This is a genomic window from Acidimicrobiales bacterium (assembly GCA_035630295.1).
GTDB lineage: Bacteria > Actinomycetota > Acidimicrobiia > Acidimicrobiales > Iamiaceae > Iamia.
On the sequence record DASQKY010000034.1, the window covers coordinates 18,572 to 38,058 of the forward strand.

General features: G+C 76.1%; 23 protein-coding genes. 14 read left to right on the forward strand and 9 right to left on the reverse strand.

Going from position 1 to position 19,487, the window contains the following annotated elements:
- Nucleotides 1–136 precede the first annotated feature (136 nt).
- The 11 genes from VEW93_08890 (at nucleotide 137) to VEW93_08940 (ending at nucleotide 9,282) form a co-directional block, all read left to right on the forward strand.
- Nucleotides 137–922: an SAF domain-containing protein gene (locus VEW93_08890; protein HYI61904.1), complete on the forward strand. Its 786-nt coding sequence runs from the start codon at nucleotides 137–139 to the stop codon at nucleotides 920–922.
- Nucleotides 922–2,223 (forward strand): hypothetical protein, encoded by a 1,302-nt coding sequence (locus tag VEW93_08895; protein HYI61905.1) that lies wholly within the window; start codon nucleotides 922–924, stop codon nucleotides 2,221–2,223. Before VEW93_08890 ends, VEW93_08895 begins: the two co-directional genes overlap by 1 nt.
- A complete protein-coding gene (locus tag VEW93_08900) occupies nucleotides 2,220–3,560 on the forward strand; it encodes an ATPase, T2SS/T4P/T4SS family (GenBank protein ID HYI61906.1) in 1,341 nt (446 codons plus the stop codon). Before VEW93_08895 ends, VEW93_08900 begins: the two co-directional genes overlap by 4 nt.
- Complete coding sequence (locus VEW93_08905; GenBank protein ID HYI61907.1) at nucleotides 3,557–4,453, forward strand: hypothetical protein; 897 nt, start codon at nucleotides 3,557–3,559, stop codon at nucleotides 4,451–4,453. The genes VEW93_08900 and VEW93_08905 overlap by 4 nt, the downstream gene beginning before the upstream one ends.
- Entirely contained in the window at nucleotides 4,450–5,358 is a 909-nt protein-coding gene (locus tag VEW93_08910; GenBank protein ID HYI61908.1) for a type II secretion system F family protein, read from the forward strand. Before VEW93_08905 ends, VEW93_08910 begins: the two co-directional genes overlap by 4 nt.
- Before the next feature lie 33 nt (nucleotides 5,359–5,391).
- The gene (locus VEW93_08915; protein HYI61909.1) at nucleotides 5,392–5,652 is read left to right on the forward strand and encodes a hypothetical protein; all 261 of its coding nucleotides are present in this window, start codon (nucleotides 5,392–5,394) and stop codon (nucleotides 5,650–5,652) included.
- Nucleotides 5,653–5,660: 8 nt separating this feature from the next.
- Complete coding sequence (locus VEW93_08920; GenBank protein HYI61910.1) at nucleotides 5,661–6,125, forward strand: hypothetical protein; 465 nt, start codon at nucleotides 5,661–5,663, stop codon at nucleotides 6,123–6,125.
- Nucleotides 6,122–6,613, forward strand: a complete 492-nt coding sequence (locus VEW93_08925) for a hypothetical protein (GenBank protein ID HYI61911.1) — start codon at nucleotides 6,122–6,124, stop codon at nucleotides 6,611–6,613. Before VEW93_08920 ends, VEW93_08925 begins: the two co-directional genes overlap by 4 nt.
- 46 nt (nucleotides 6,614–6,659) lie before the next feature.
- Nucleotides 6,660–7,043: a hypothetical protein gene (locus tag VEW93_08930; GenBank protein HYI61912.1), complete on the forward strand. Its 384-nt coding sequence runs from the start codon at nucleotides 6,660–6,662 to the stop codon at nucleotides 7,041–7,043.
- A 101-nt stretch (nucleotides 7,044–7,144) separates the two neighbouring features.
- Nucleotides 7,145–8,512 (forward strand): hypothetical protein, encoded by a 1,368-nt coding sequence (locus VEW93_08935; protein ID HYI61913.1) that lies wholly within the window; start codon nucleotides 7,145–7,147, stop codon nucleotides 8,510–8,512.
- Nucleotides 8,509–9,282, forward strand: coding sequence for a hypothetical protein (locus VEW93_08940; GenBank protein HYI61914.1), 774 nt, complete (start codon nucleotides 8,509–8,511; stop codon nucleotides 9,280–9,282). The genes VEW93_08935 and VEW93_08940 overlap by 4 nt, the downstream gene beginning before the upstream one ends.
- A gap of 4 nt (nucleotides 9,283–9,286) precedes the next feature.
- Here VEW93_08940 and VEW93_08945 read toward each other — a convergent pair whose 3' ends face one another.
- From VEW93_08945 to hrcA, 6 genes are all read right to left on the reverse strand, one after another.
- Complete coding sequence (locus VEW93_08945) at nucleotides 9,287–10,714, reverse strand: carboxyl transferase domain-containing protein (GenBank protein ID HYI61915.1); 1,428 nt, start codon at nucleotides 10,712–10,714, stop codon at nucleotides 9,287–9,289.
- A 53-nt stretch (nucleotides 10,715–10,767) separates the two neighbouring features.
- On the reverse strand, nucleotides 10,768–11,889 hold the full coding sequence (gene hemW / locus VEW93_08950; GenBank protein ID HYI61916.1) for a radical SAM family heme chaperone HemW: 1,122 nt from the start codon (nucleotides 11,887–11,889) through the stop codon (nucleotides 10,768–10,770).
- 49 nt (nucleotides 11,890–11,938) lie between these two features.
- Entirely contained in the window at nucleotides 11,939–12,466 is a 528-nt protein-coding gene (locus VEW93_08955) for a transcriptional regulator (GenBank protein HYI61917.1), read from the reverse strand.
- Between the two features lie 132 nt (nucleotides 12,467–12,598).
- Entirely contained in the window at nucleotides 12,599–13,321 is a 723-nt protein-coding gene (locus VEW93_08960; protein HYI61918.1) for an RsmE family RNA methyltransferase, read from the reverse strand.
- 3 nt (nucleotides 13,322–13,324) lie between these two features.
- Complete coding sequence (gene dnaJ / locus VEW93_08965) at nucleotides 13,325–14,437, reverse strand: molecular chaperone DnaJ (protein HYI61919.1); 1,113 nt, start codon at nucleotides 14,435–14,437, stop codon at nucleotides 13,325–13,327.
- Between the two features lie 30 nt (nucleotides 14,438–14,467).
- Entirely contained in the window at nucleotides 14,468–15,478 is a 1,011-nt protein-coding gene (gene hrcA, locus VEW93_08970; protein ID HYI61920.1) for a heat-inducible transcriptional repressor HrcA, read from the reverse strand.
- A gap of 212 nt (nucleotides 15,479–15,690) precedes the next feature.
- On the opposite strand from hrcA, the gene VEW93_08975 reads away from it, so the two are divergent.
- Nucleotides 15,691–15,813, forward strand: coding sequence for a hypothetical protein (locus VEW93_08975; GenBank protein HYI61921.1), 123 nt, complete (start codon nucleotides 15,691–15,693; stop codon nucleotides 15,811–15,813).
- Nucleotides 15,814–15,832: 19 nt separating this feature from the next.
- Here VEW93_08975 and lepA read toward each other — a convergent pair whose 3' ends face one another.
- On the reverse strand, nucleotides 15,833–17,638 hold the full coding sequence (gene lepA / locus VEW93_08980) for a translation elongation factor 4 (GenBank protein ID HYI61922.1): 1,806 nt from the start codon (nucleotides 17,636–17,638) through the stop codon (nucleotides 15,833–15,835).
- Nucleotides 17,639–17,850: 212 nt separating this feature from the next.
- Between lepA and VEW93_08985 the strand changes: the two genes are divergently transcribed.
- Together VEW93_08985 and VEW93_08990 are read left to right on the forward strand one after the other, a co-directional pair.
- Complete coding sequence (locus VEW93_08985; protein HYI61923.1) at nucleotides 17,851–18,174, forward strand: hypothetical protein; 324 nt, start codon at nucleotides 17,851–17,853, stop codon at nucleotides 18,172–18,174.
- A gap of 40 nt (nucleotides 18,175–18,214) precedes the next feature.
- Nucleotides 18,215–18,526, forward strand: coding sequence for a hypothetical protein (locus tag VEW93_08990; protein ID HYI61924.1), 312 nt, complete (start codon nucleotides 18,215–18,217; stop codon nucleotides 18,524–18,526).
- 28 nt (nucleotides 18,527–18,554) lie between these two features.
- Here the strand turns inward: VEW93_08990 and VEW93_08995 are convergent, their stop codons facing one another.
- Both VEW93_08995 and VEW93_09000 read right to left on the reverse strand, forming a co-directional pair.
- Nucleotides 18,555–18,944 carry a hypothetical protein gene (locus VEW93_08995; GenBank protein ID HYI61925.1) on the reverse strand — a complete coding sequence of 130 codons (390 nt, stop codon included), beginning with the start codon at nucleotides 18,942–18,944 and terminating at the stop codon, nucleotides 18,555–18,557.
- Nucleotides 18,945–19,000: 56 nt separating this feature from the next.
- On the reverse strand, nucleotides 19,001–19,487 hold a 487-nt coding region (locus VEW93_09000), incomplete at its 5' end, for a hypothetical protein (protein ID HYI61926.1).

Sequence of the window (19,487 nt, forward strand, 5' to 3'; positions counted from 1 at the left end):
GGCGTCTCCGGCACTCTCGTGCCCTCACGGCCCCCGCCCGGACGGGCCGCATCCTTGACCGATGTCACACCAAGGGGTTTGGCGGCCGGTGACCGGGCGGTACATATCGGCCCCCGCAGCCGCCCGAGGGAGCCCCGTGACCGCGACCCACATCCGCCCTCCCCGACCGGCCGGCGGGCCCGGCCCCGGCGCGGGACCGGCGGGGGACGGCGGCGGGCGGCCCATCCGGCCCCGCCGGGGCCTGCCGGGCGGACGGGCCGTGGTCGGCGGGCTCCTGGTGGCCGTGGCCGCGGTCGGGACCTTCGCCGCCGCCACCGGCGCCGGGCGGGGCCCCGGCCACCAGGTCGTGGTGGCCGCCCGCGACATCGCCCCGGGCACGGTGCTGAGCGAGGGCGATGTCGAGCTGGTGGCGGCCGAGCTCCCGGCCGGCACCAGGGGCCGAGCCTTCACCGCCCCGGCCCAGGTGCTGGGGGCGGTGGCCGTCGGCCCCCTGTCGGAGGGCGAGCTGGTCCAGGCCGGCGGCCTGGCCGACGGTGTCGACGCCGCCGTGCCCACCTTCTCCCTGGCCGTCCCCACCGCGGCCGCCAACGGCGGCGTGCTGGAGCGGGGCGACACGGTGCAGGTCTTCGCCACCTACGGCAGCGACACCACCGCCACCACCCGGCTCCTGGCCGCCGAGGCCGGTGTCGTCGGGGTGGACGGGGGCGACACCGAGCTGGGCACCGCCGACCAGGTCCAGGTCATCCTGGCCATCCGCTCGGCCGAGGAGCGCTCACGGGTCATCAACGCCGCCGTGAGCGGGGCGGTGTCCCTGGTCCGGACCACGGGGGCGGCGGCGCCCGGCACCGTCCCCGACCACCGCCCCGACCTCGACGGGGACACCGCGGCCAGCCGGGCCCCCGACCGGGCGGCGGGGGGCTGATGGAGGGCGAGCGCTACGTCCTCCTGGGCCTGGGCACGACCCGGTCGCCGTGGTTCACCGAGGTGGCCCGGTGGGCCACCGCCGGCTCGCTCCCGGCCGAGTTCGTCAAGTGCATGTCGGTCGAGGAGCTCCGGGTCCGGCTCACCAGCGGCCGGCCCTTCTCCAGCGTGCTGGTCGACGCCCGCTCCGGCGCCGTCGACCGCGACCTGCTCGACGTGGCCTCCCGCCAGCGGGTGTCGGTGCTGGTGGTCGACGGCACCGGGGACGACCGGTGGCTGGCCCTGGGGGCGACGGCCGTCCTGCCCGCCGACATGACCCGCGACCAGCTCGTCGCCGCCCTCGGCGACCACAGCCGGCTCATCGGCGCCGCCACCCACCTGCCTGTGGGCGACGCACCCACCGCGGCCGACACCCCGACCGCGGCCGGGCCCCTGGTGGCGGTGACCGGGGCGGGCGGTGCCGGCACCTCGACGGTGGCCATGGCCCTGGCCCAGGCCCTGGCCGAACCGGCGGCCGGGCGGGCCGTGGTGCTGGCCGACCTTTGCCTCGACGCCGATCAGGCCATGCTCCACGACGCCCGCGACATCGTGCCCGGCGTGCAGGAGCTGGTGGAGGCCCACCGGGCCGGCCGGCCCGCCCCGGCCGAGGTCCGCGGCCTGACCTTCGAGGTGGTCAGCCGGGGCTACGACCTCCTCCTCGGGCTCCGGCGCCACCGCGACTGGGCGGTGCTGAAGCCCCGCAGCTTCGCCGCCGCCCTCGCCGGCCTGCGGGCGGCCTACGACGCGGTGGTGGCCGACGTCGACGCCGACCTCGACGGGGAGGCCGAGTGCGGCTCGGTGGAGGTCGAGGAGCGCAACGTGATGGCCCGGACCACCGTGGCCCAGGCCGACGCCGTGGTGGCGGTGGGCACGCCGGGGGTGAAGGGCCTGCACGCCTTGGTGCGCACCGTCGACCGGCTGCGCGACCACGGTGTGGACCCGGAACGGATCGTCGCCGTGGTCAACCGGTCGGCCCGCGCCGCCCGGGGCCGGGCCGAGATGGGCCGCAGCTTCGCCGACCTGTCGGGGCGGGGCCGGGCCGGCCCGCCGGTGGTGGGGCCCGTCCACCTGACCGAGCGACGGGGCCTCGACGACCTGCTGCGCGACGGGGCGCCCCTCCCCCGCGGCCTGGCCGCCCCCGTCGCCGGCGCCGTGGCCCACGTCCTGGTCGCCGTCGGGCCGCTCCCGGCGCCGGCCGGCGGCCCGGTGCCCGTGGCCGCCGGCTCGCTCGGCCGCTGGGCCGAGCAGGAGGCGGCCGGATGACCGACGTCTCCCCCCTGGTCGAGATCGAGCGGGCCGTCCTGGATCGGGCCCAGGGCATCGCCCTCGACATGGGCGGCCTCGACGGCCGCGCCCGGCTCCGGGGCCTGGTCGAGGACGAGGTGGCGCGCTGGTCGAGCGACTTCAAGCGGGGCCTGCGGGCCTTCGACCTGGCCGACCCGGGCACCGTCACCGAGCGGGCCCATCGCAACCTGTGCGGGTACGGCCCCCTCGAGCCCCTGCTCGCCGACGACGACGTGTGGGAGGTCATGATCAACGCCCCCGACGAGATCTTCGTCAAGCGCCACCAGGGGCCCTCCGGCTACCACGACGAGGTCTTCCACGACGACGCCCACGTGGTGCGCACCCTGACCAAGGTCCTCGACGACGCCTCCGGGGCCCACCGCACCCTGGACCCGGCCGAGGGCCTGCAGGACGCCCAGCTCGACGACGGCAGCCGGCTCCACATCGTCCACCAGGACATCGCCCGGGGCGGCCACGTGATGGCCAACATCCGGAAGTTCACCGGCGTGGTGTTCCACGACCTCGACCAGCTCGTGGCCCGCGACATGCTCTCCCGCCCCGTCGCCGCCTTCCTCGCCGCCTGCGTCCGCTCCCGCCTGTCGATGGTGGTGGCCGGCGCCCCCGGCTCGGGCAAGACCACCATGCTCTCCTGCTGCGCGGCCGAGCTGGACCCCCACCTGCGGGTCGTCACCGCCGAGGAGGTGCTGGAGATCAGCATCCCCCTGCCCAACGTGGCCGCCCTCCAGACCCGGCCGGCCCGGCCCGACCGCCCGGCGGTGGACCTCCGCCGCCTGGTCGCCGGCTTCCTCCGCATGGCCCCCGACGTGGCCATCGTGGGCGAGGTGCGGGACCGGGAGGCCCTGCCGCTCCTCCTCACGTTGTCGTCGGGGGTGAAGGGGTTCACCACCATCCACGCCGGCTCCGCCCGCCAGGCCCTCTCCCGGCTCCGCTTCGTGTGCCAGCTCTCGGAGAGCGACCTGCCCCTACCCGCCCTCAACAGCCTCGTCACCGAGGCGATCGACGTGGTGGTCCACTGCGCCCGCACCCCCGCCGGCCCCCGGGTCACCGAGGTGATCGCCGTCGAGGACATGGCCGCCAGCCCCGACAGCGCCGCCTTCACCGTCACCGACGTCTTCCGCCGGGGCGGGATCGACGGCCCGCTGCGGTGGACGGGCCAGCTCCCCCAGCGGCTGGAGGGCCCCCTCCGCGACGCCGGCTTCGACCTGCGGGCCCTCCTCGACGACGGGCCCGGCCTGCCGCCGGCCCCCCCGGGTGCCGCCCCGGCGGCCCCCGCCCTCCTCGGGAGCGGTCGGTGAGCGGCCCGGCCGGCCTCCTCCTGGCCGTGGCCGGCGCCTACGGCGTGCACCTGCTGTACACCGCGGTGGCCCTGCGCTGGTCCGGCCTCGGGCCCGGGCCCCGGCCGGGCGGGGGGCGGGGGTCGGGCCGGCGCGGGCCGCAGGAATGGCTGGCCCAGGCCGGGCTGGACGGCGTCCGGCCCCTGGAGTTCGGCGCCGTGGTCGCCGTCCTGGCCCTGGTCGGGGCGGCCCTGGGCTACGCCGTCTTCGGCGCCCCGCTGCCGGCCCTGGCCGTGGCCCTGTTCGCCGGGTCCTTCCCGGTGAGCGGCCACCGCGACCGGCGCCGGGCCCGCCGGGCGGTGGCCCAGGAGGCGTGGCCGCGGCTCATCGAGGAGATCCGCATCCTCACCGCCTCCCTGGGCCGGTCGGTGCCCCAGGCCCTGTTCGAGGCGGGCCGGCGGGGACCGGTGGAGATGCGGCCCGCCTTCGAGGCGGCCCAGCGCGAGTGGTTGGTGTCGACCGACTTCGCCCGGACCGTCGCCGTGCTCAAGGAGCACCTGGCCGATCCCACTGCCGATGCCACCTGCGAGACCCTGCTGGTGGCCCACCAGGTGGGCGGCTCGGACCTCGACCGGCGCCTGCGCGACCTGGTTGAGGACCGCATCCAGGACGTCCAGGGCCGCAAGGACGCCCGGGCCCGCCAGGCCGGCGTCCGCTTCGCCCGCCGCTTCGTGCTCATCGTGCCCCTGGGCATGGCCGCCGCCGGCATGTCGGTGGGCGAGGGCCGGGCCGCCTACCGGACCGGTGCCGGCCAGGGGGCGGTGGTGGTGGCCATCGCCCTCACCGTGGCCTGCTGGGCGTGGGCCGGGGCGATCATGCGCCTCCCCGACGAGGAGAGGGTGTTCGCCTCGTGAGGCCGCTGACGCTCTCGGGCCTGGTGCTGTGGGTCGGCGCCACCCTGCTGCTCTCCGGCCACCGGTGGTTCGCCCGCCGCCCCCTCACCGAACGCCTCCGGCCCTACACGCCGGGCGGCATGGCCCCGGCGCCGCGGGCCGGGCTGCTGTCCCTGGAGAGCTTCCGCGACGTGGTGGGCCCCCTGTCGCGCCAGGTGGGTGACCGGGCCGGGCGTCTCCTCGGCGTGCGCGAGGACCTGGGCCTGCGCCTGGCCCGCACCCACTCGCCCCTCGACGTCACCGCCTTCCGGGTCCGCCAGCTGGGCTGGGCCGTGGCCTCCTTCGGCCTGGGCGGGCTGGCCACCGTGGCCCTCGACCCGCCCCCGACCCTGGGCCTGCTGGCCGTGCTGGGCGTCCCGCTGCTGGCCTTCCTGGTGCTCGAGCAGCAGGTGGCGACGGCGTCGGCCCGCTGGCAACGCCGCCTGTTCCTGGAGCTGCCGGTGGTCAGCGAGCAGATCGGCCTCCTCCTCTCGGCCGGCTTCTCCCTCTCCGGCGCCCTCAGCCGGGTGGCCCAGCGATCGGGCGGAGCCTGCGGGCAGGACCTGGCCCGGGCCGTGGGCCGGATGCGCCAGGGCCTGAGCGAGACCGAGTCCCTGCTGGAGTGGGCGGCCATCGCCCGGGTCGACGCCGTCGACCGCCTGGTGCACGTCCTGGCCCTCAACCAGGAGGCCAGCGACCTGGGCCGCCTCATCAGCGAGGAGGCCCGGGCCATCCGCCGCGACGTCCAGCGGGAGCTGGTCGAGCGGGTCGAGCGGCGGGGCCAGCAGGTCTGGATCCCGGTCACCGTGGCCACCCTCGTCCCCGGCGTGATCTTCATCGCCGTCCCCTTCGTGCAGGCCCTGTCCCTGTTCTCCGGCCGTGGCTAGGCGGCCGAGCTCCCCCCATCCCCAGGAGGACCCATGACCGCTCCCCTCCCGCTGCGCACCCCGGTCGACGCCGTCGACCGCGGGAGCCTGGCCACCTACACCTGGGTGCGATCGGCCCTGGTCGTCGCCCACCACCGCCTGGCCGGCGACGACCGGGGCGAGGGGGTCATCTCGGCCGCCATCGTGGTCCTCATCACCGCCTTCCTCGGGGCGGCCATGTGGACGGCGTTCAAGCTGATCTTCGACGACGCCGCCACCAACACCCGCACCGAGGTCAACAAGATCGGCGACTGAGCGCAGCCGTGGCCCCTCCTCCCGACCGCCGCCGGGCCCGCTGGGCCCACCGCCCGGCACCGGCCCCCGGCGGGCCCCGGGACGGGCAGAGCCTGATCGGGACCGTGGCCGGGGTGGCGGTGTTCCTGGCCTTCCTGTTCCTGGCCGTGCACCTGGTGGTGAGCCTGTACGCCACCTCGGCGGTGACCGGCCACGCCTACGACGCGGCCCGGCGGGTGGCGGCGGCCGAGATCGACCACGCCGACCCCTCGGCCGTGGCCGGGGCCCAGCGGCGGGCCGAGGCCGACGTCCGGGCCTCCCTGGGTCGCTACGCCGCCCGCCTGGAGCCCTTCGACTGGACGGGCACCACCGGCGACGTGGTCCGCCTCCGGGTGCGGGCCGAGAACCCCAGCTTCCTGGTGGCGGCCGACGGCCTCCTGGGCGTGGAGGAGATCGACCGCACCGTGACGGTCCGGGTGGAGCGGGTCCGGTGACGCTCAGGGTGTCGCACCGCCGGCGTCCCGCCCGCCCCGAGCCCGGGCGCCGGCCCGAGCGGGGCGCGGTCGGGGGCCTGGAGGCCCTGCCCTTCTCGGTGCTGCTGTTCGTCTGCGGCACCCTGCTGCTGGTCAACGCCTGGGGCGTGATCGACGCCACCTTCGCCGTCACCTCGGCGGCCCGGGAGGCCACCCGCACGCTGGCCGAGGCCGGTGACCCGGCCACCGGCGACGCGGCCGCCCGCCGCACCGCCCGGGAGGCCATCCGCAGCTACGGGCGCGACCCCGACCGCCTCCACCTGAGCCGACCCCAGGGCACCTTCGCCCGCTGTGGCCGGGTGGGCTACACGGCCACGTACCCGGTCCCGGCCATCCGCATCCCGTTCATCGGGGGCTTCGGCGAGGCCTTCGAGGTGTCGTCCACCCACACCGAGCGCATCGACGACCTGCGCTCCGGCCTGCCCGGCGAGGCGACCTGTGGCGCGTAGAGGAGCGGGCCGGGCCGCTGGCGACCGCCAGCGCGGATCGTCGCTCATGCTGGTGCCGGCCGGCGCCCTGGTGTTCATCGTCCTCGGGGCCGTGGCCGTCGACCTCTCCCACGTCCACCTCCGCCAGCGGGAGGTGATCGCCGCCGTGCAGGGCGCGGCCAGCGACGCCGCCGCCTCGTCGTACCGGGACGACGCCTTCTACGCCGGCGGCGACGTGGTCATCGACCGGGGGGACGCCAGCCGTGAGGCCCGGGCCAGCCTGGCCGCCACCGGCCTGGACATCACCGTGACGTCGCTCACCGTGACCCCTGCGGGCGAGGTCGTCATCGAGGCCGAGGCCCCGGTGGAGACCATCTTCGCCACCGCCCTCCCCGGCGGGCCCGACACCGTCACCGTCACCGCCACCGCCCGGGCCCGCCTGGCCGGCTGACCGGTGGGCCGGCCTGCTCCCGCCCACCACCTCTGGGCGGTCCTCTCGTGTCTTTCAATGTCTCTCGTGTTGTTCCAAGGGGTGGCGGGTACGGTCCGAGGGTGGACCGGCCCCCTCGCCCGACGCATCGGGTGGATGCCGGCGCCGACGGGGCGCCGGTGCTGGTCAAGCGGGCCACCGACGAGGGCGGGCGGGCCCGGCTGGCCACCGAGGCGGCCCTCCTGCGGGCCCTGGCCCACCCGGGCACGGTGCAGGTCACCGCCCTGGTCGAGGAGGCCGGAGCGGTCGAGCTGCACCTGGCCTGGGCCGGGTCGCACACCCTGGCCACCGTGACCGGGCTCCCCCCGCCGGCCGCGGCCGGGCTGGTGGCCCAGGTGGCCGACACGGTGGCGGACCTGCACCGGGCCGGGCTCGTGCACGGCCGCCTCACCCCCGACCACGTCCTCCTGGGACCCACCGGCCGGCCGGTGCTCACGGGCCTGGCCGAGGCCGGCCGGGCCGATCGGGTCCCGGTGGCCGGCGACGTGGCCGCCCTCGGTGCCCTCCTGACCGGGCTGGTGGCGCCGGCCGACGACGGCCTCCAGCTCCCCGAGCGGCGCCCGCGCCCCGGCCGCGGGACCGACCGGGGCCTGCGGGGGGCGCTGCTCACCCTGGCCGACCAGGCCCAGGCCGACGACCCCGCCGCCCGCCCCACGGCCGCCGAGCTGGCCGCGCTCCTGCGGGCCACCGCCCCCCTCGACCCCGGCGGCCCCCGTCGCCACCGCCCGCGCCCCGCCCGCCGCCCGGCGATGGGGCGCCACCGGCCCCGGCCCGACACCGGGGCCGGGACCCGCCGGCCTCGGTGGGGACGGCGCCTGGTGGTCGCCGGGCTGGGCCTCGGCCTGGGAGCGGCAGGCCTGGCCGCCATCGGGCCACGGGCACCCGACCCCGGCCCGGGCGTCGTCGGAGCCACCCCCTCCACCACCCACCCGACCCCGGCCCCACCGCGGCCCGGGCCCGTGTCGCCCGCTCCCGAACGGTCCCGCCCCGGGCCGTCCGGCGACGGGCCGGCGCCGGCCCCCCGGGCCCCTGGGGGCGCCACCGGCCCCGGCGGGTGCGTGCCGGTCCGGGGGGCCGAGGCCCAGGACACCGACGGCGACGGGTGCCCGGAAGGGGTCCGGGTCGCCGGCCGGCGCGTCTCGGTGGGGGCCACCACCTGGGTGGTGGGTGACGCCGGCGACCGGTCGGCGGTGGGCGACTGGGACTGCGACGGGACGGCCACGGTGGCCGTCCTGCGCCCGGCCACCGGCGAGGTCTTCGTCTACGACCGCTGGGTCGGGCCCGGCGCCGAGCTCACGGTCCGGCCCACGGCCCGGGCCCCGGGGGCCGACGCGCTCGTCGGACGGGACGGCGACGGTGACGGCTGCCCGCAGCTCACCGCCACCGGGCCCGGCGGCCTGGCCGTGGCCGTCGGGCCCCCGCCGCCGTGATCCGGCGGGCCGCGGGCGGGCTGGCCTGGGTCGGCGCCCTGGTGGCGACCCTGGCCCTGCTGCAGGCGCTCGGCTCCGGCTCCCTGGCCCCGCCACCGGTGCGGGACGGGGCCGCCCTCCAACGCTGGCTCGCCCAGCGCGACGCCGTGACCGCGGCCTTCGCCCTGGTCCGGGTGGCCGGGTTGGTCCTGGCCGCCTACCTGCTGGCCGTCACCGCCCTCGGCCTGGCCGCCCGGGCCAGCCGGGTGCCGGCCCTGGTGGCGGCGGCGGACGTGGTCACCGTCCCGGTGGTGCGGAGGGTGCTGGGGGCGGTGGCCGGCGTCGGGCTCACCGCCTCGACCGCCGGCCTGCTGACCGCCGACTCGCCGCCCCGGCCGCCGGCGGCCCAGGTCGTCGATCCGGCCGACGCGTCGGTGGTCCTGGAGCGCCTGCCCGACCGGTCCGACGTCGTGCTCCGCTGGCAACCGGCCCCGGCCGGCGACGACGGACCGTCACCAGGCGGCACCGCCACCATGCGGGTCGACGGCGGCGCCCCACCGCCGGCCGGGCAGGAGTGGCGGGTGGAGGCGGGCCAGAGCTTCTGGGAGGTGGCCGAGAGGTCCCTGGCCCGGGCGTGGGGCCGGGCCCCGACCGACGACGAGGTGGCCCCGTACTGGGCCGCCCTGGTGGAGGCCAACCGGTCGCGCCTGGTCGACCCGGCCGACCCCGACCTGGTCCGCCCCGGCCAGGTCTTCACCCTCCTCCCGGCGCCCGCCCCGCCGCCCCCCTGAGGGGCTACCCGGGCCGGCCCAGGGCGGCGGCCGAGACGGCGTCGGGCCGGCTCCGGCGGCGGCCCACCACCGCCGCCGACAGCGCCTCGCCCACGGCCGCGCTGGTGGCGGCCAGGTCGTCGGGGACCACGGCGTCCACCACCCCCAGGCCCAGGAGCTGGCCGCTGGTGAGCCCCAGGTGCTCGGCCACCGCCGGCGCCCGGGTCGCGTCCCGCTCGAGGATCAGGGCCGCTCCCTCGGGCCCGATGACCGAGAACACGGCGTGCTCCTGGACGAGCAGGACGTCGGTCCAGGCCAGGGCCAGGGCGCCGCCGCTGCCCCCCTCCCCCACGCACACCCCGACGGTGGGGACCTGCACCCCGTCGAGGGCGGCGAAGGTGGCGGCGATCTCACCGGCGATGCCGGCGTTCTCGCTGGCCGGCCCGGGCTCGGCGCCCGGGGTGTCGACCAGGGTGACCAGCGGCCGCCCCAGGCGCCCGGCCAGGGCCATGGCCCGGCGGGCCTGGCGGAACCCCGCCACCCCGGGCCGGCCGGTGCCGGCGTGGCGATCGGAGGCCACCACCACCACGTCGGTGGGCCCGATGCGGGCCAGGGCGGTGCGGACGGTCCGATCGGCACCGCCCAGCTCCAACCACGACGCGCACAGGTGGGCGGCCACGTCCACGCCGGTGGGCCGGTCGAGCCGCCGGGCGGCCACCACCTCGGCCCAGGCGCCAGAGGGCGCAGCGACACTCGGGGCGGCCGGCGGGCCGCCGACCCCGGGGTCACCACCGGCGGTGGGGACCGGCCCTCCCCCCACCGGCAAGGAACGGGGGGCCAGCGGCGCCGGCCGCAGGCCGAGGGCCACGTCGACCCACCGATCGAGCTGGTCGGGCGGCCGGACGGCATCGACCAGACCGGCGGCCAGGGCGGTCTCGGCGGTGTGCGAGCGCCCCTCGACCTCCTCGCCGGTGGTGTGGGCCACCACCCGGGGCCCGGCGAAGCCGACGACGGCGCCGGCTTCGGCCACCCGGACGTCGCACAGCGAGGCGTAGGAGGCCAGCACCCCGCCCGTGGTGGGCGAGCGGAGCACGGCCACCGACAGGAGCCCGGCCTCGCCGTGGCGCCGGACGGCGGAGGCCACCCGGCCCATCTGGAGCAGCGACACCATGCCCTCCTGCATGCGGGCCCCACCGCTGCGGGTGTGGCACACCACGGGCAGGCCCAGCTCCCGGGCCCGGTCGAAGGCCCGCACCACCCGCTCGCCGTGGACCACGCCCATCGAGCCGCCCAGGGCGTCGAAGCAGCCCTCGACCACGACGTGGGTGGCGGTGCGCCCGGTGCGGACCGACTCATGGGGCAGGGCGGCCAGCCGCTCGGCGTACCCCGGGGTGCGCAGCGGGTCGGCGCTGCGCAGGTCCTCGTCCCACTCCTCGTCGAGATCCACGGCCATCGGTGCAGCCTCGCGGCCGCCGCCGCCCGCCCGCCAACCTCCGGGCGCGGCGGTCAGGCCGGCGGCACCGGCCGGAGCCGGAGGGCGACCTCGTTGGCCAGGAGGCGACCGGCCCGGGTCAGGAGGATGCGGTCGTGGCGGACCTCCACCAGGCCGACCAGCGCGTCCCGGTCGGCCGGGTCCAGGGCGTCGGCCGGCACGCCGGCGGAGGTGCGGATCGAGAGCTGCAGGGCCTCCAGGGCCCGGCGCTCGGGGTCGAGCCGCTCGGAGCCGGCCTCCGGGTCCCGGCCCTCCTCGACGGCGGCCAGGTACCGCTCGGGGGTGCGCACGTGCCAGTAGCGGCGACCGTCCCGGTGGCCGTGGGCCGCGCAGCCCAGGGCCACGTACTCCCCCATCGACCAGTACAGGAGGTTGTGGCGGCAGCGGTGCCCGGGCCGGGCCCAGTTGGAGATCTCGTACCACCCGTACCCGGCCCCCTCCAGCAGATCGGTCACGGTGTCGTACTTGTCGGCCTGGTCGTCGTCGTCGGGGTGGCGGGCCGGCTCGGCGGCCAGCGGCGTGCCCGCCTCCACGGTGAGGGCGTAGGCGCTGACGTGGTCGGGCTCCAGCTCCACGGCCCGGCGCACCGTGGTGGCCCAGTCGGCCCGGGACTCGCCGGTCCCGCCGTAGATGAGGTCGAGGCTCACGGCCAGGCCGGCGCCCCGGGCCGCGGCCACCGCCGGGGCCACCGCCTCGGCCGGGTGGGTGCGGCCCAGGCCGGCCAGCACGTGGGGCACGAAGGACTGCACCCCGATGGACAGGCGGGTCACCCCGCCGGCGGCGTAGGCGGCGGTGAGGGCCGGGGTGACGTCCTCGGGGTTGGCCTCGATGGTGACCTCGGCCCCGGGGGCGACGGGCAGCTCGGCCAGCACGGCCAGCAGGGCACCCGGGTCGACCCGGGTCGGCGTCCCCCCGCCCACGAACACCGAGGTGACCGGGGGCAGGTCGCCGGCCAGGGCGGCGGCGTGGCGCCGGCAGGCCTCCAGGTACCGCCCGGCCACCTCGTCCCGGTCGGTCCAGGTGGCGAAGGCGCAGTAGTCGCACCGGTGCCGGCAGAAGGGCACGTGCAGGTACGCGCCCACCCCCGCCGGGCGCGGGCCGGGGGGATCGGCCGGGGGGAGGGGGGCGGCGGGCACCGGCCCGATCATGGCCGGCGGGCCGGGCGGCGCGCCCGGCGGCAGGGTCTCAGCGCGACAGCGCCAGGCCCAGCTCGTCGAGGCGCTTGAGGGCGCCGTCCTCGGTGGTGTCGAGGATGCAGGCGATGGCCCGCAGGTCGTCCCGGCGGATGGTGAGGACCCGGCCGTTGAAGTCCTGGCGCTGGACCTGGATCATGGTCAGGTACCGGGTCAACATCTCGGCGGCCACGCCGGAGAGGGCGTCGAGCCGGGTCAGGTCGATGACGATCTTGCGCCGGTCCGGGGCGGCGATGGTGAGGTCGAGCACGTCGTCCTCGCCGGTGCGGTCCCGGGGCAGCAGCTGGTCGACGGGCACGTTGTAGAACCGGGCCAGCCGTTGGAGCCGGGGCACGGAGATGGCCCGCTCGCCCCGCTCGTAGGCGCCGAGGACCGATGCCTTGAACTCCTGGGAGGAGGCCTCCTCGGCGTCCTGCAGGGACAGCCCCTTCTGACGGCGAATGGAACGCAGCCGCTCGCCGACCTTCCGCCCGTAGATCTGGGTGGCCTCGTCGTCGATCTCGTTGTCGATGATGCTCAACGGCGTGAGTCTCCTGCTGGCTGCGTCCGGTGGGGCGCTCGATGGTGGGACCAGGCGGGGGATGGTCCCACTCAGGCTAGGGGGTGCGGTGGAGCCGCTGGTCGACCACACTACGTCGTGGCGCCCCCGCGATCAACCACCGTCCGCGGTCTCCCCGGGCGGGGTGCGGCGACAGGGCATGACATCCGCTCTCGCCGCGGCCAAAAGAGCGGCCGCGGCCAGGGCCGCGGTCTCGGCCCGGAGCACGGTCGGGCCCAGGGAGACGGTGGTGGCCCCGGCCAGCTCGGTGTCGGACCACCCGCCCTCCGGGCCGACCAGCACCACCGGACGGTCGAGCCCCAGGGGGCCACCGCCCGGGTGGGCCAGGACCGCCCCGGCCGCGGTGGCCGCCTCGGCCACGGGCACGCCGACCCGCACCTCGGGGAGGTGGGTGCGCCGGCTCTGCATGGCCGCCTCCCGGACGACCTTCTCCAGGCGAGCCCGGTGGGCCCCGGCCCGCTCCCCCTCCCAGCGCACCACCGACCGGTCGGCCACCAGCAGCCAGATGGCGTCCACGCCCAGCTCGGTCAGCTTCTGCACGGCCCACTCCGGCCGCTGGCCCTTCATCGGGGCCAGGCCGACCGTCAGCGGCGGGGACGGGGCGGGTTCGACCTCGACGGGGCCGACGGGCTCCAGGGTGTCGCCGAAGCGGGCCCGGCGCCACCGGCCCCGCCCGTCGGACACGGTGAGGGCGTCGCCCGGCCGCAGGCGCAGGGCCCGGCCCAGGTGGTGGTGGTCGTCGGGGTCGAGCTCGGGCCGGTCCAGGTCGGTGACGAAGGCGTGGGGTCCCACGCCCCGCAGGGGGATGCCGGCCACCGGCTACTTGAACGCCGAGCGGATCTTCGACAGCAGCCCCACCTCGGGCGGGGCCACGTCCTCGCCCCGCAGCTCGGCCAGGCGCCGGTACAGGGCCTCCTCCTCCTCCGCCAGGCCCGTGGGCACGTCCACCACCACCCGGACCTCCAGGTCGCCCCGGCCCCGGCCCCGGACCCGGGGCACGCCCCGGCCCCGCAGGCGGAAGACCCGGCCCGGCTGGGTGCCGGCCGGGACGACGAGCTGCTCCTGGCCGTCCAGGGTCTCGAAGTCGAGGGAGACGCCGAGGGCGGCCTGGCTGGGGCTGAGGTGCAGCTGGTGGACGAGCTGGGAGTCCTCGCGGGTGAAGCGGGGGTGGGGGGCGACGCGCAGGTGGACGTAGAGGTCGCCGGCCGGGCCGCCCCGGGGGCCGGCCGGGCCGTAGCCGGGCAGGCGCAGGGTGGAGCCGTCGTCGACCCCGGGGGGGACGTCGACGGTGAAGGTCCGCCGCACGGCACGGCGACCCTCGCCGCCGCAGTCCGGGCAGGGCGAGGTGACGACCTGGCCCTGGCCCCCGCAGGCCGGGCAGGGCCGGGCGGTGACCATCTGGCCCAGCATCGACTGGCGCACCTGGCGCACCTGGCCGGCCCCGCCGCAGGTCGAGCAGGTGGTCGGGTGGGTCCCGGGGGCGGAGCCGGTGGCCTCGCAGGTGTCGCACGGCGCCGGCACCTCGGCCTCGACCGGGGCCTTGGCGCCGAACACCGCCTCCTCGAAGGCCAGGTCGACGACGACCTCCATGTCGCCGCCCCGGCGGGGGCCGCCCCGCCGCCCCCCGCCGGACCCGCCGGCGCCCCCGAAGAAGGCGTCGAACAGGTCGCCCAGCCCGCCGGCCCCGAAGGCGTCGCCCAGGTCGGGGCCCCCCGGGCCGTCGGTGCCGTAGGTGTCGTAGCGCTGGCGCCGGTCGGGGTCCGAGAGCACCTCGTAGGCCCGGGCGATCTCCTTGAACCGGGCCTCGGCGCCGTCGTCGCCGGGGTTGGCGTCGGGGTGGTGCTGGCGGGCCAGCCGGCGGTAGGCCCGCTTGATCTCCTCCGCGGTGGCGGTGCGGGAGACGCCGAGGGTGGCGTAGAGGTCGTCGGCCATGGGCGGTGCGTGCCTCGCTTCTGCGGTGCGTCAGCCCTCGCTCAACCGGCGGCCGAGTCGCTTGCTGACGACGGCCACCGCGGCGAGGGCCTGGGTGTAGTCCATGCGGGTCGGTCCCAGCACCCCGACGGTGCCGACCGGTTCGCCTTCGATCTCGTACGGTGCCACGACCAGGGCGCACTCGGCCAGGGGAGCCATCCCGGTCTCCGAGCCGATGGCCACCTGCAGCCCCCGGTCCAGCACGTCGCGCAGGAGCGACACCACCACGAGCTGCTGCTCGAGGATGCCCAGCACCTGGCGCACCGTCTCGACGCCCTCGAAGGCCCCGGCCATGCGATCGGTGCCGCCCACGTAGACGTGGTCGGCGTCGGGGGGCCGGGCCGAGCGGACGGCGGACACCACGGGCGGGACCTTGGAAGGGGCCGCCGGGTCGGCGGCCGGCTCCGGCACGGTGGCCAGGTCGAGGCGCTGGCCCACCAGGTGGGCCGCCAGGTGGGCGGCGGCGGCGGCCAGCTCGTCGTCGGAGGCCTCGGCCGCCCCCCCTCCGAGGGCCACGTCGATCTTCTCCACCGCCCCGTTGGACAGGACCACCACCAGGAGGGCCAGCCGGGGCGTGAGGCCCACGAGCTGGACCGAGCGCACGACGCCGACGTCGCCCAGGGGGCTCACCACCAGGGCGGCGGTGCCGGTGAGGCCCGACAGGAGGCGGGACGTGTCGGCCAGCGTGCGCTCCAGCTCGCCGTGGGCCCGGTCGAAGAAGGCCCGCACCTGCTGGGCCGAGGCCCGGTCCAGGCCGCCCCTCCCGGCCAGGTGGTCCACGAAGTAGCGGTAGCCCCGCTCGGTGGGGATGCGCCCGGCGCTGGTGTGGGGCTGGGCCAGGTAGCCGTCGTGCTCCAGGGCGGCCATCTCGTTGCGGACGGTGGCCGAGCTGACCGCCACCCCGGGCAGCGAGGCGACGTGGCCCGACCCGACGGGCTGGGCGGTGTGGATGTACTCCTCCACCACGGCCCGGAGGATCGAGGCCTTGCGATCGTCGAGCATGGGTCGGTGCCGCGGGGGTCGGGGAACGGGTGCGGCTAGCACTCGATCGTACCGAGTGCTGACCGCTCGGCACCGGTCCCCCGGGCCGGGCGCCGGGCGCTCAGTCCCGGCCGGTGGCGGCCCGCCAGCGCCGGAGGGCCTCCTCGCGCTCGGCGGCGTGGTCGACCAGGGGGCCGGGGGTAGCCCCCGGCGCCCCCACCGAAGGGAAGCCGGTGCGGCCCTCGCACCAGGCCGCGAAGCGCTCGTCGGCCTCGGTCCCGGTGTCGACCTCGATGCCCGACAGCGACCGGCCCGACCTGTTCGCCGCCCTGGGCGTCCCGCTGGCCGTGGTCTGACCGACCGACGGGCCACGCCTCAGTCGTCGAGGCGGAGGGCGGAGACGAACGCCTCCTGGGGGACCTCGACCCGCCCGATGGACTTCATCTTCTTCTTGCCCTCCTTCTGCTTCTCCAGGAGCTTGCGCTTGCGGGTGATGTCGCCGCCGTAGCACTTGGCGGTCACGTCTTTGGAGAGGGCCGAGATGGTCTCTCGCGCGATCACCCGGCCGCCGATCGCCGCCTGGATCGGGATCTTGAAGAGCTGGCGTGGGATCAGCTCCTTCAAGCGCTCGCAAATCGCGCGACCGCGGCGCTCCGCCGCGCTCCGGTGCGCCATGAAGGAGAGCGCGTCCACCGGCTCGTTGTTCACCAGGATGGAGATCTTGACGAGGTCGCCCTCGGCGTAGCCGTCCAACGCGTAGTCGAAGGAGGCGTAGCCGCGCGAGACGCTCTTGAGGCGGTCGTAGAAGTCGAACACCACCTCGTTCAGCGGCAGCCGGTACACCGCCATGGCGCGGTTGCCCACATAGGTCAGTTCCACCTGCTGCCCGCGCCGTTCGTTGACCAGCGTCAGCACCGCCCCGAGATAGTCGTCCGGCACCATGATGGTGGCCTTGATCCAAGGCTCCTCGATGCTGTCGATCTGCGTGGCGTCCGGCATATCGGCCGGATTGTGCAACTCGATCACCTCGCCGCTGGTCCTGCGGAGGTGGTAGACCACGGAGGGCGCGGTCGCGATCAGGTCGAGGTCGAACTCGCGCGCCAGCCGCTCCTGCACGATCTCCAGGTGCAACAGGCCGAGAAAGCCGCAGCGGTAGCCGAGGCCCAGCGCGGCCGAGGTCTCCGCCTCGAAGTGGAACGAGGCGTCGTTGAGCCGCAGCTTGCCCATCGAGTCGCGCAGCTTCTCGAAATCGTCGGCGTCCACGGGATAGAGGCCGCACCAGACCACGGGAACGGAGGGCTTGAACCCCGGCAGGGCAGCGGCGGCCGGAGTGCGGTCGTCCGTGATGGTGTCGCCGACATTGGTGTCGGCCACCGTCTTGATGGCTGCGTTCAGGTAGCCCACCTCGCCCGGCCCGAGGCTGTCCACCGGCACCATCTTCGGCGAGAACACCCCCACCTGCTCCACCAGGTAGGTGTGGCCGTTGGCCATCATGCGGATTCGCTGCCCCTTGCGCAGCCGCCCATCCTTCATCCGCACCAGGATGATGACGCCGAGATAGGGGTCGTACCAGCTATCGACGAGCAACGCCTTGAGCGGCGCCTCCGCCTCGCCCTGCGGCGGCGGCAGTCGCGCCACTAGCGCCTCCAGCACACCTTCGATGTTCAGCCCGGTCTTGGCGCTGATCTCCACCGCGTCGTCGGCGGGCAGGCCCACCACGTCCTCGATCTGCTGGCGTACCCGCTCCGGCTCCGCCGCCGGCAGGTCGATCTTGTTCAAGACCGGGACGATCTCATGTCCGGCGTCGATCGCCTGGTAGACATTGGCCAGGGTCTGCGCCTCCACCCCCTGGGATGCGTCCACCACCAGGAGGGAGCCCTCGCAGGCGGCCAGGGAGCGGGAGACCTCGTACGCGAAGTCAACGTGCCCCGGCGTGTCCATCAGGTTCAGGACATAGGTTTGCCCGTCCTTCGCCGGATAGGTGAGGCGCACCGTCTGGGCCTTGATGGTGATGCCCCGCTCCCGCTCCAACTCCATGTTGTCGAGCACCTGCTCCTTCATCTCGCGCTGAGAGAGGGCACCGGTGGCCTGGATGAGCCGATCGGCCAGGGTGGATTTCCCATGGTCGATATGCGCGATGATGGCGAAGTTGCGGATGCGGGAAAGCGGCGTGTCGGTCATAGGGTTCCGGCGGCGCGGGGGAGGGCGCTCCCGGCCTGTGTTCGGGAGGGAGATAAGGCAGGCGCCAGGTGAATCAAAGCATCGCCAGGCCTGTCCGGAGCGGCCGCCCGCGCAGAAAAACATTGCGGCCCCAACATGGCTGTGCTTCACCGTCATGTGAGCAACGCGACTGGGCCAAGTCGATGAGCGGGCGAGCTTACCTTTTCAGACGGTTGGCGGCGGCGGCGCTGCTGCTTGGCGCCTGCGCGCAGCGACCCGAGACGATCGCCCCGGCGCCGGTCAGCGAGGCTCAATACTACGGCTGGACCTGCCCACGCCTCCGCGGCGAAATGGCCCGGCTCGACGGAACCCTCGCCGACCTGTACGCCGAGCAGCTTCAGAGCCGAAACGACGACGTCCTCGGCTACGTCTTCCTGATCGCGCCGCTCGCCACCATGGCGGGCGGCGACCTGAGCCATCCCATCGCGCTCCGGAAGGGCGAGCAGGAGGCCGTGCGGGTCGCGGTGGCAAGGAGGTGCCATGCCAGCCGCTTTTGAGAGGTCCCGCGCACGGCGGCCCTCCATCACCGTTGCGACCATGCTCTTCGCGGCCGCATGTGCGCAGAATCCGGAGACGATAGCCCCGGCGCCGGTGGACGAAGCGCGCTACGGCGGCCTCCACTGCGCGGAGCTCGCTCAGGAAATGGCGCGCCTGAACCGCGAACTGGCCATCCTGTCGACCGAGCAGCACGCGAAGCGCGTGAACGACGCCGTCGCCTGGGCCCACCTCTTCTTCTTCGTCCATTCCGCGCGGACGCGGGACATCCGTCCCTCCATCGCGCTCGACAAGGGCCAGCTCGAATCCATCGAGCGGACAATGGCACGGCGCTGCACCGGCCTCCGCTCCTGAGCGGGCTACCCTGCCGGCGGGCGCGGGATCAGTGGTCCTGCACCCGGTTCTGCTCCCGCGGGTACCAACTCGTCACGAAATCAGGTTCCGTCGCCACTTCGTCAGTTCGCCGGAGACGGTCCTCGCCGCGCATGGCGGGACGGAAAGCGCGCGTGTCGGCCGGCAGCACAATTTCCTCGCCGGCCCGCGCGCCGTCGGCGAGGCGGACCACGATGCCGGTGCGTCGATCCGCCCGGATCGCGTAGCCGCAGAACTGCCGCTGCCCGATCACCGCGCCGTCCGCCGCCAGATCGGTCACGCCGACCAGCACCAGCTTGCCGATCAGCGCGACGGCGAGCTTCGGGTCCCAAAGCGGTTCCCAATCGAGGGCTTCACGATGCGAGCCGTCCTCGTCCCCCGCCGGCTCGATTCGGATCACCGCCATCGGTCGTCCCCGGCATCGCGCGCGTGCCCGCGTGGCCGGGGATCGGTCGGCTAGGCCCGCAAGGTCGCGCCCGAGGCCTTAGCGACGGCGGCGACCACACGTTGCGATATAGATTCAATCTGCGCGTCGGTCAAGGTCGCCTCCCGCGGCTGCAAGGTGACCTGCACCGCGAGGCTCACCTTGCCCGGCGGCAGCTTGTCGCCCGCATAGCGATCGAACAGCGCCACATCGACGATCAGCACCCGCTCCGCCCCGCGCGCCGCCCGCAGCACCGCCTCCGCCGCCACGCCCTCGTCGACCAGGAAGGCGAAATCCCGCCGCACCGGCTGGAAGGCCGGCAGGTCGGCGGCGCCGCGCTTGCGCCGCTTGGGCTCCGGCACCGCGTCGAGGAACACCTCGAAGCCCACCGCCGGCCCGGACAGCCCGACCGCGTCCAGCACCCGCGGATGGATCTCCCCGAACCGCGCCAGCACCACCTTCGGCCCCTGCCGCACCACGCCGCTGCGGCCCGGGTGGTAGTGCGCCGGCGCGTCGGCC

Bases quoted from the DNA above. Each gene is read 5' to 3' on its own strand.
- hrcA (HYI61920.1), bottom strand. From the start codon at position 15,478: ATGCTCGACGATCGCAAGGCCTCGATCCTCCGGGCCGTGGTGGAGGAG.
- dnaJ (HYI61919.1), bottom strand. From the start codon at position 14,437: ATGGCCGACGACCTCTACGCCACCCTCGGCGTCTCCCGCACCGCCACC.
- VEW93_08990 (HYI61924.1), top strand. From the start codon at position 18,215: ATGCTCTTCGCGGCCGCATGTGCGCAGAATCCGGAGACGATAGCCCCG.
- lepA (HYI61922.1), bottom strand. From the start codon at position 17,638: ATGACCGACACGCCGCTTTCCCGCATCCGCAACTTCGCCATCATCGCG.
- VEW93_08945 (HYI61915.1), bottom strand. From the start codon at position 10,714: ATGGCCGTGGATCTCGACGAGGAGTGGGACGAGGACCTGCGCAGCGCC.
- VEW93_08900 (HYI61906.1), top strand. From the start codon at position 2,220: ATGACCGACGTCTCCCCCCTGGTCGAGATCGAGCGGGCCGTCCTGGAT.
- VEW93_08930 (HYI61912.1), top strand. From the start codon at position 6,660: ATGCTGGTGCCGGCCGGCGCCCTGGTGTTCATCGTCCTCGGGGCCGTG.
- VEW93_08895 (HYI61905.1), top strand. From the start codon at position 922: ATGGAGGGCGAGCGCTACGTCCTCCTGGGCCTGGGCACGACCCGGTCG.
- VEW93_08915 (HYI61909.1), top strand. From the start codon at position 5,392: ATGACCGCTCCCCTCCCGCTGCGCACCCCGGTCGACGCCGTCGACCGC.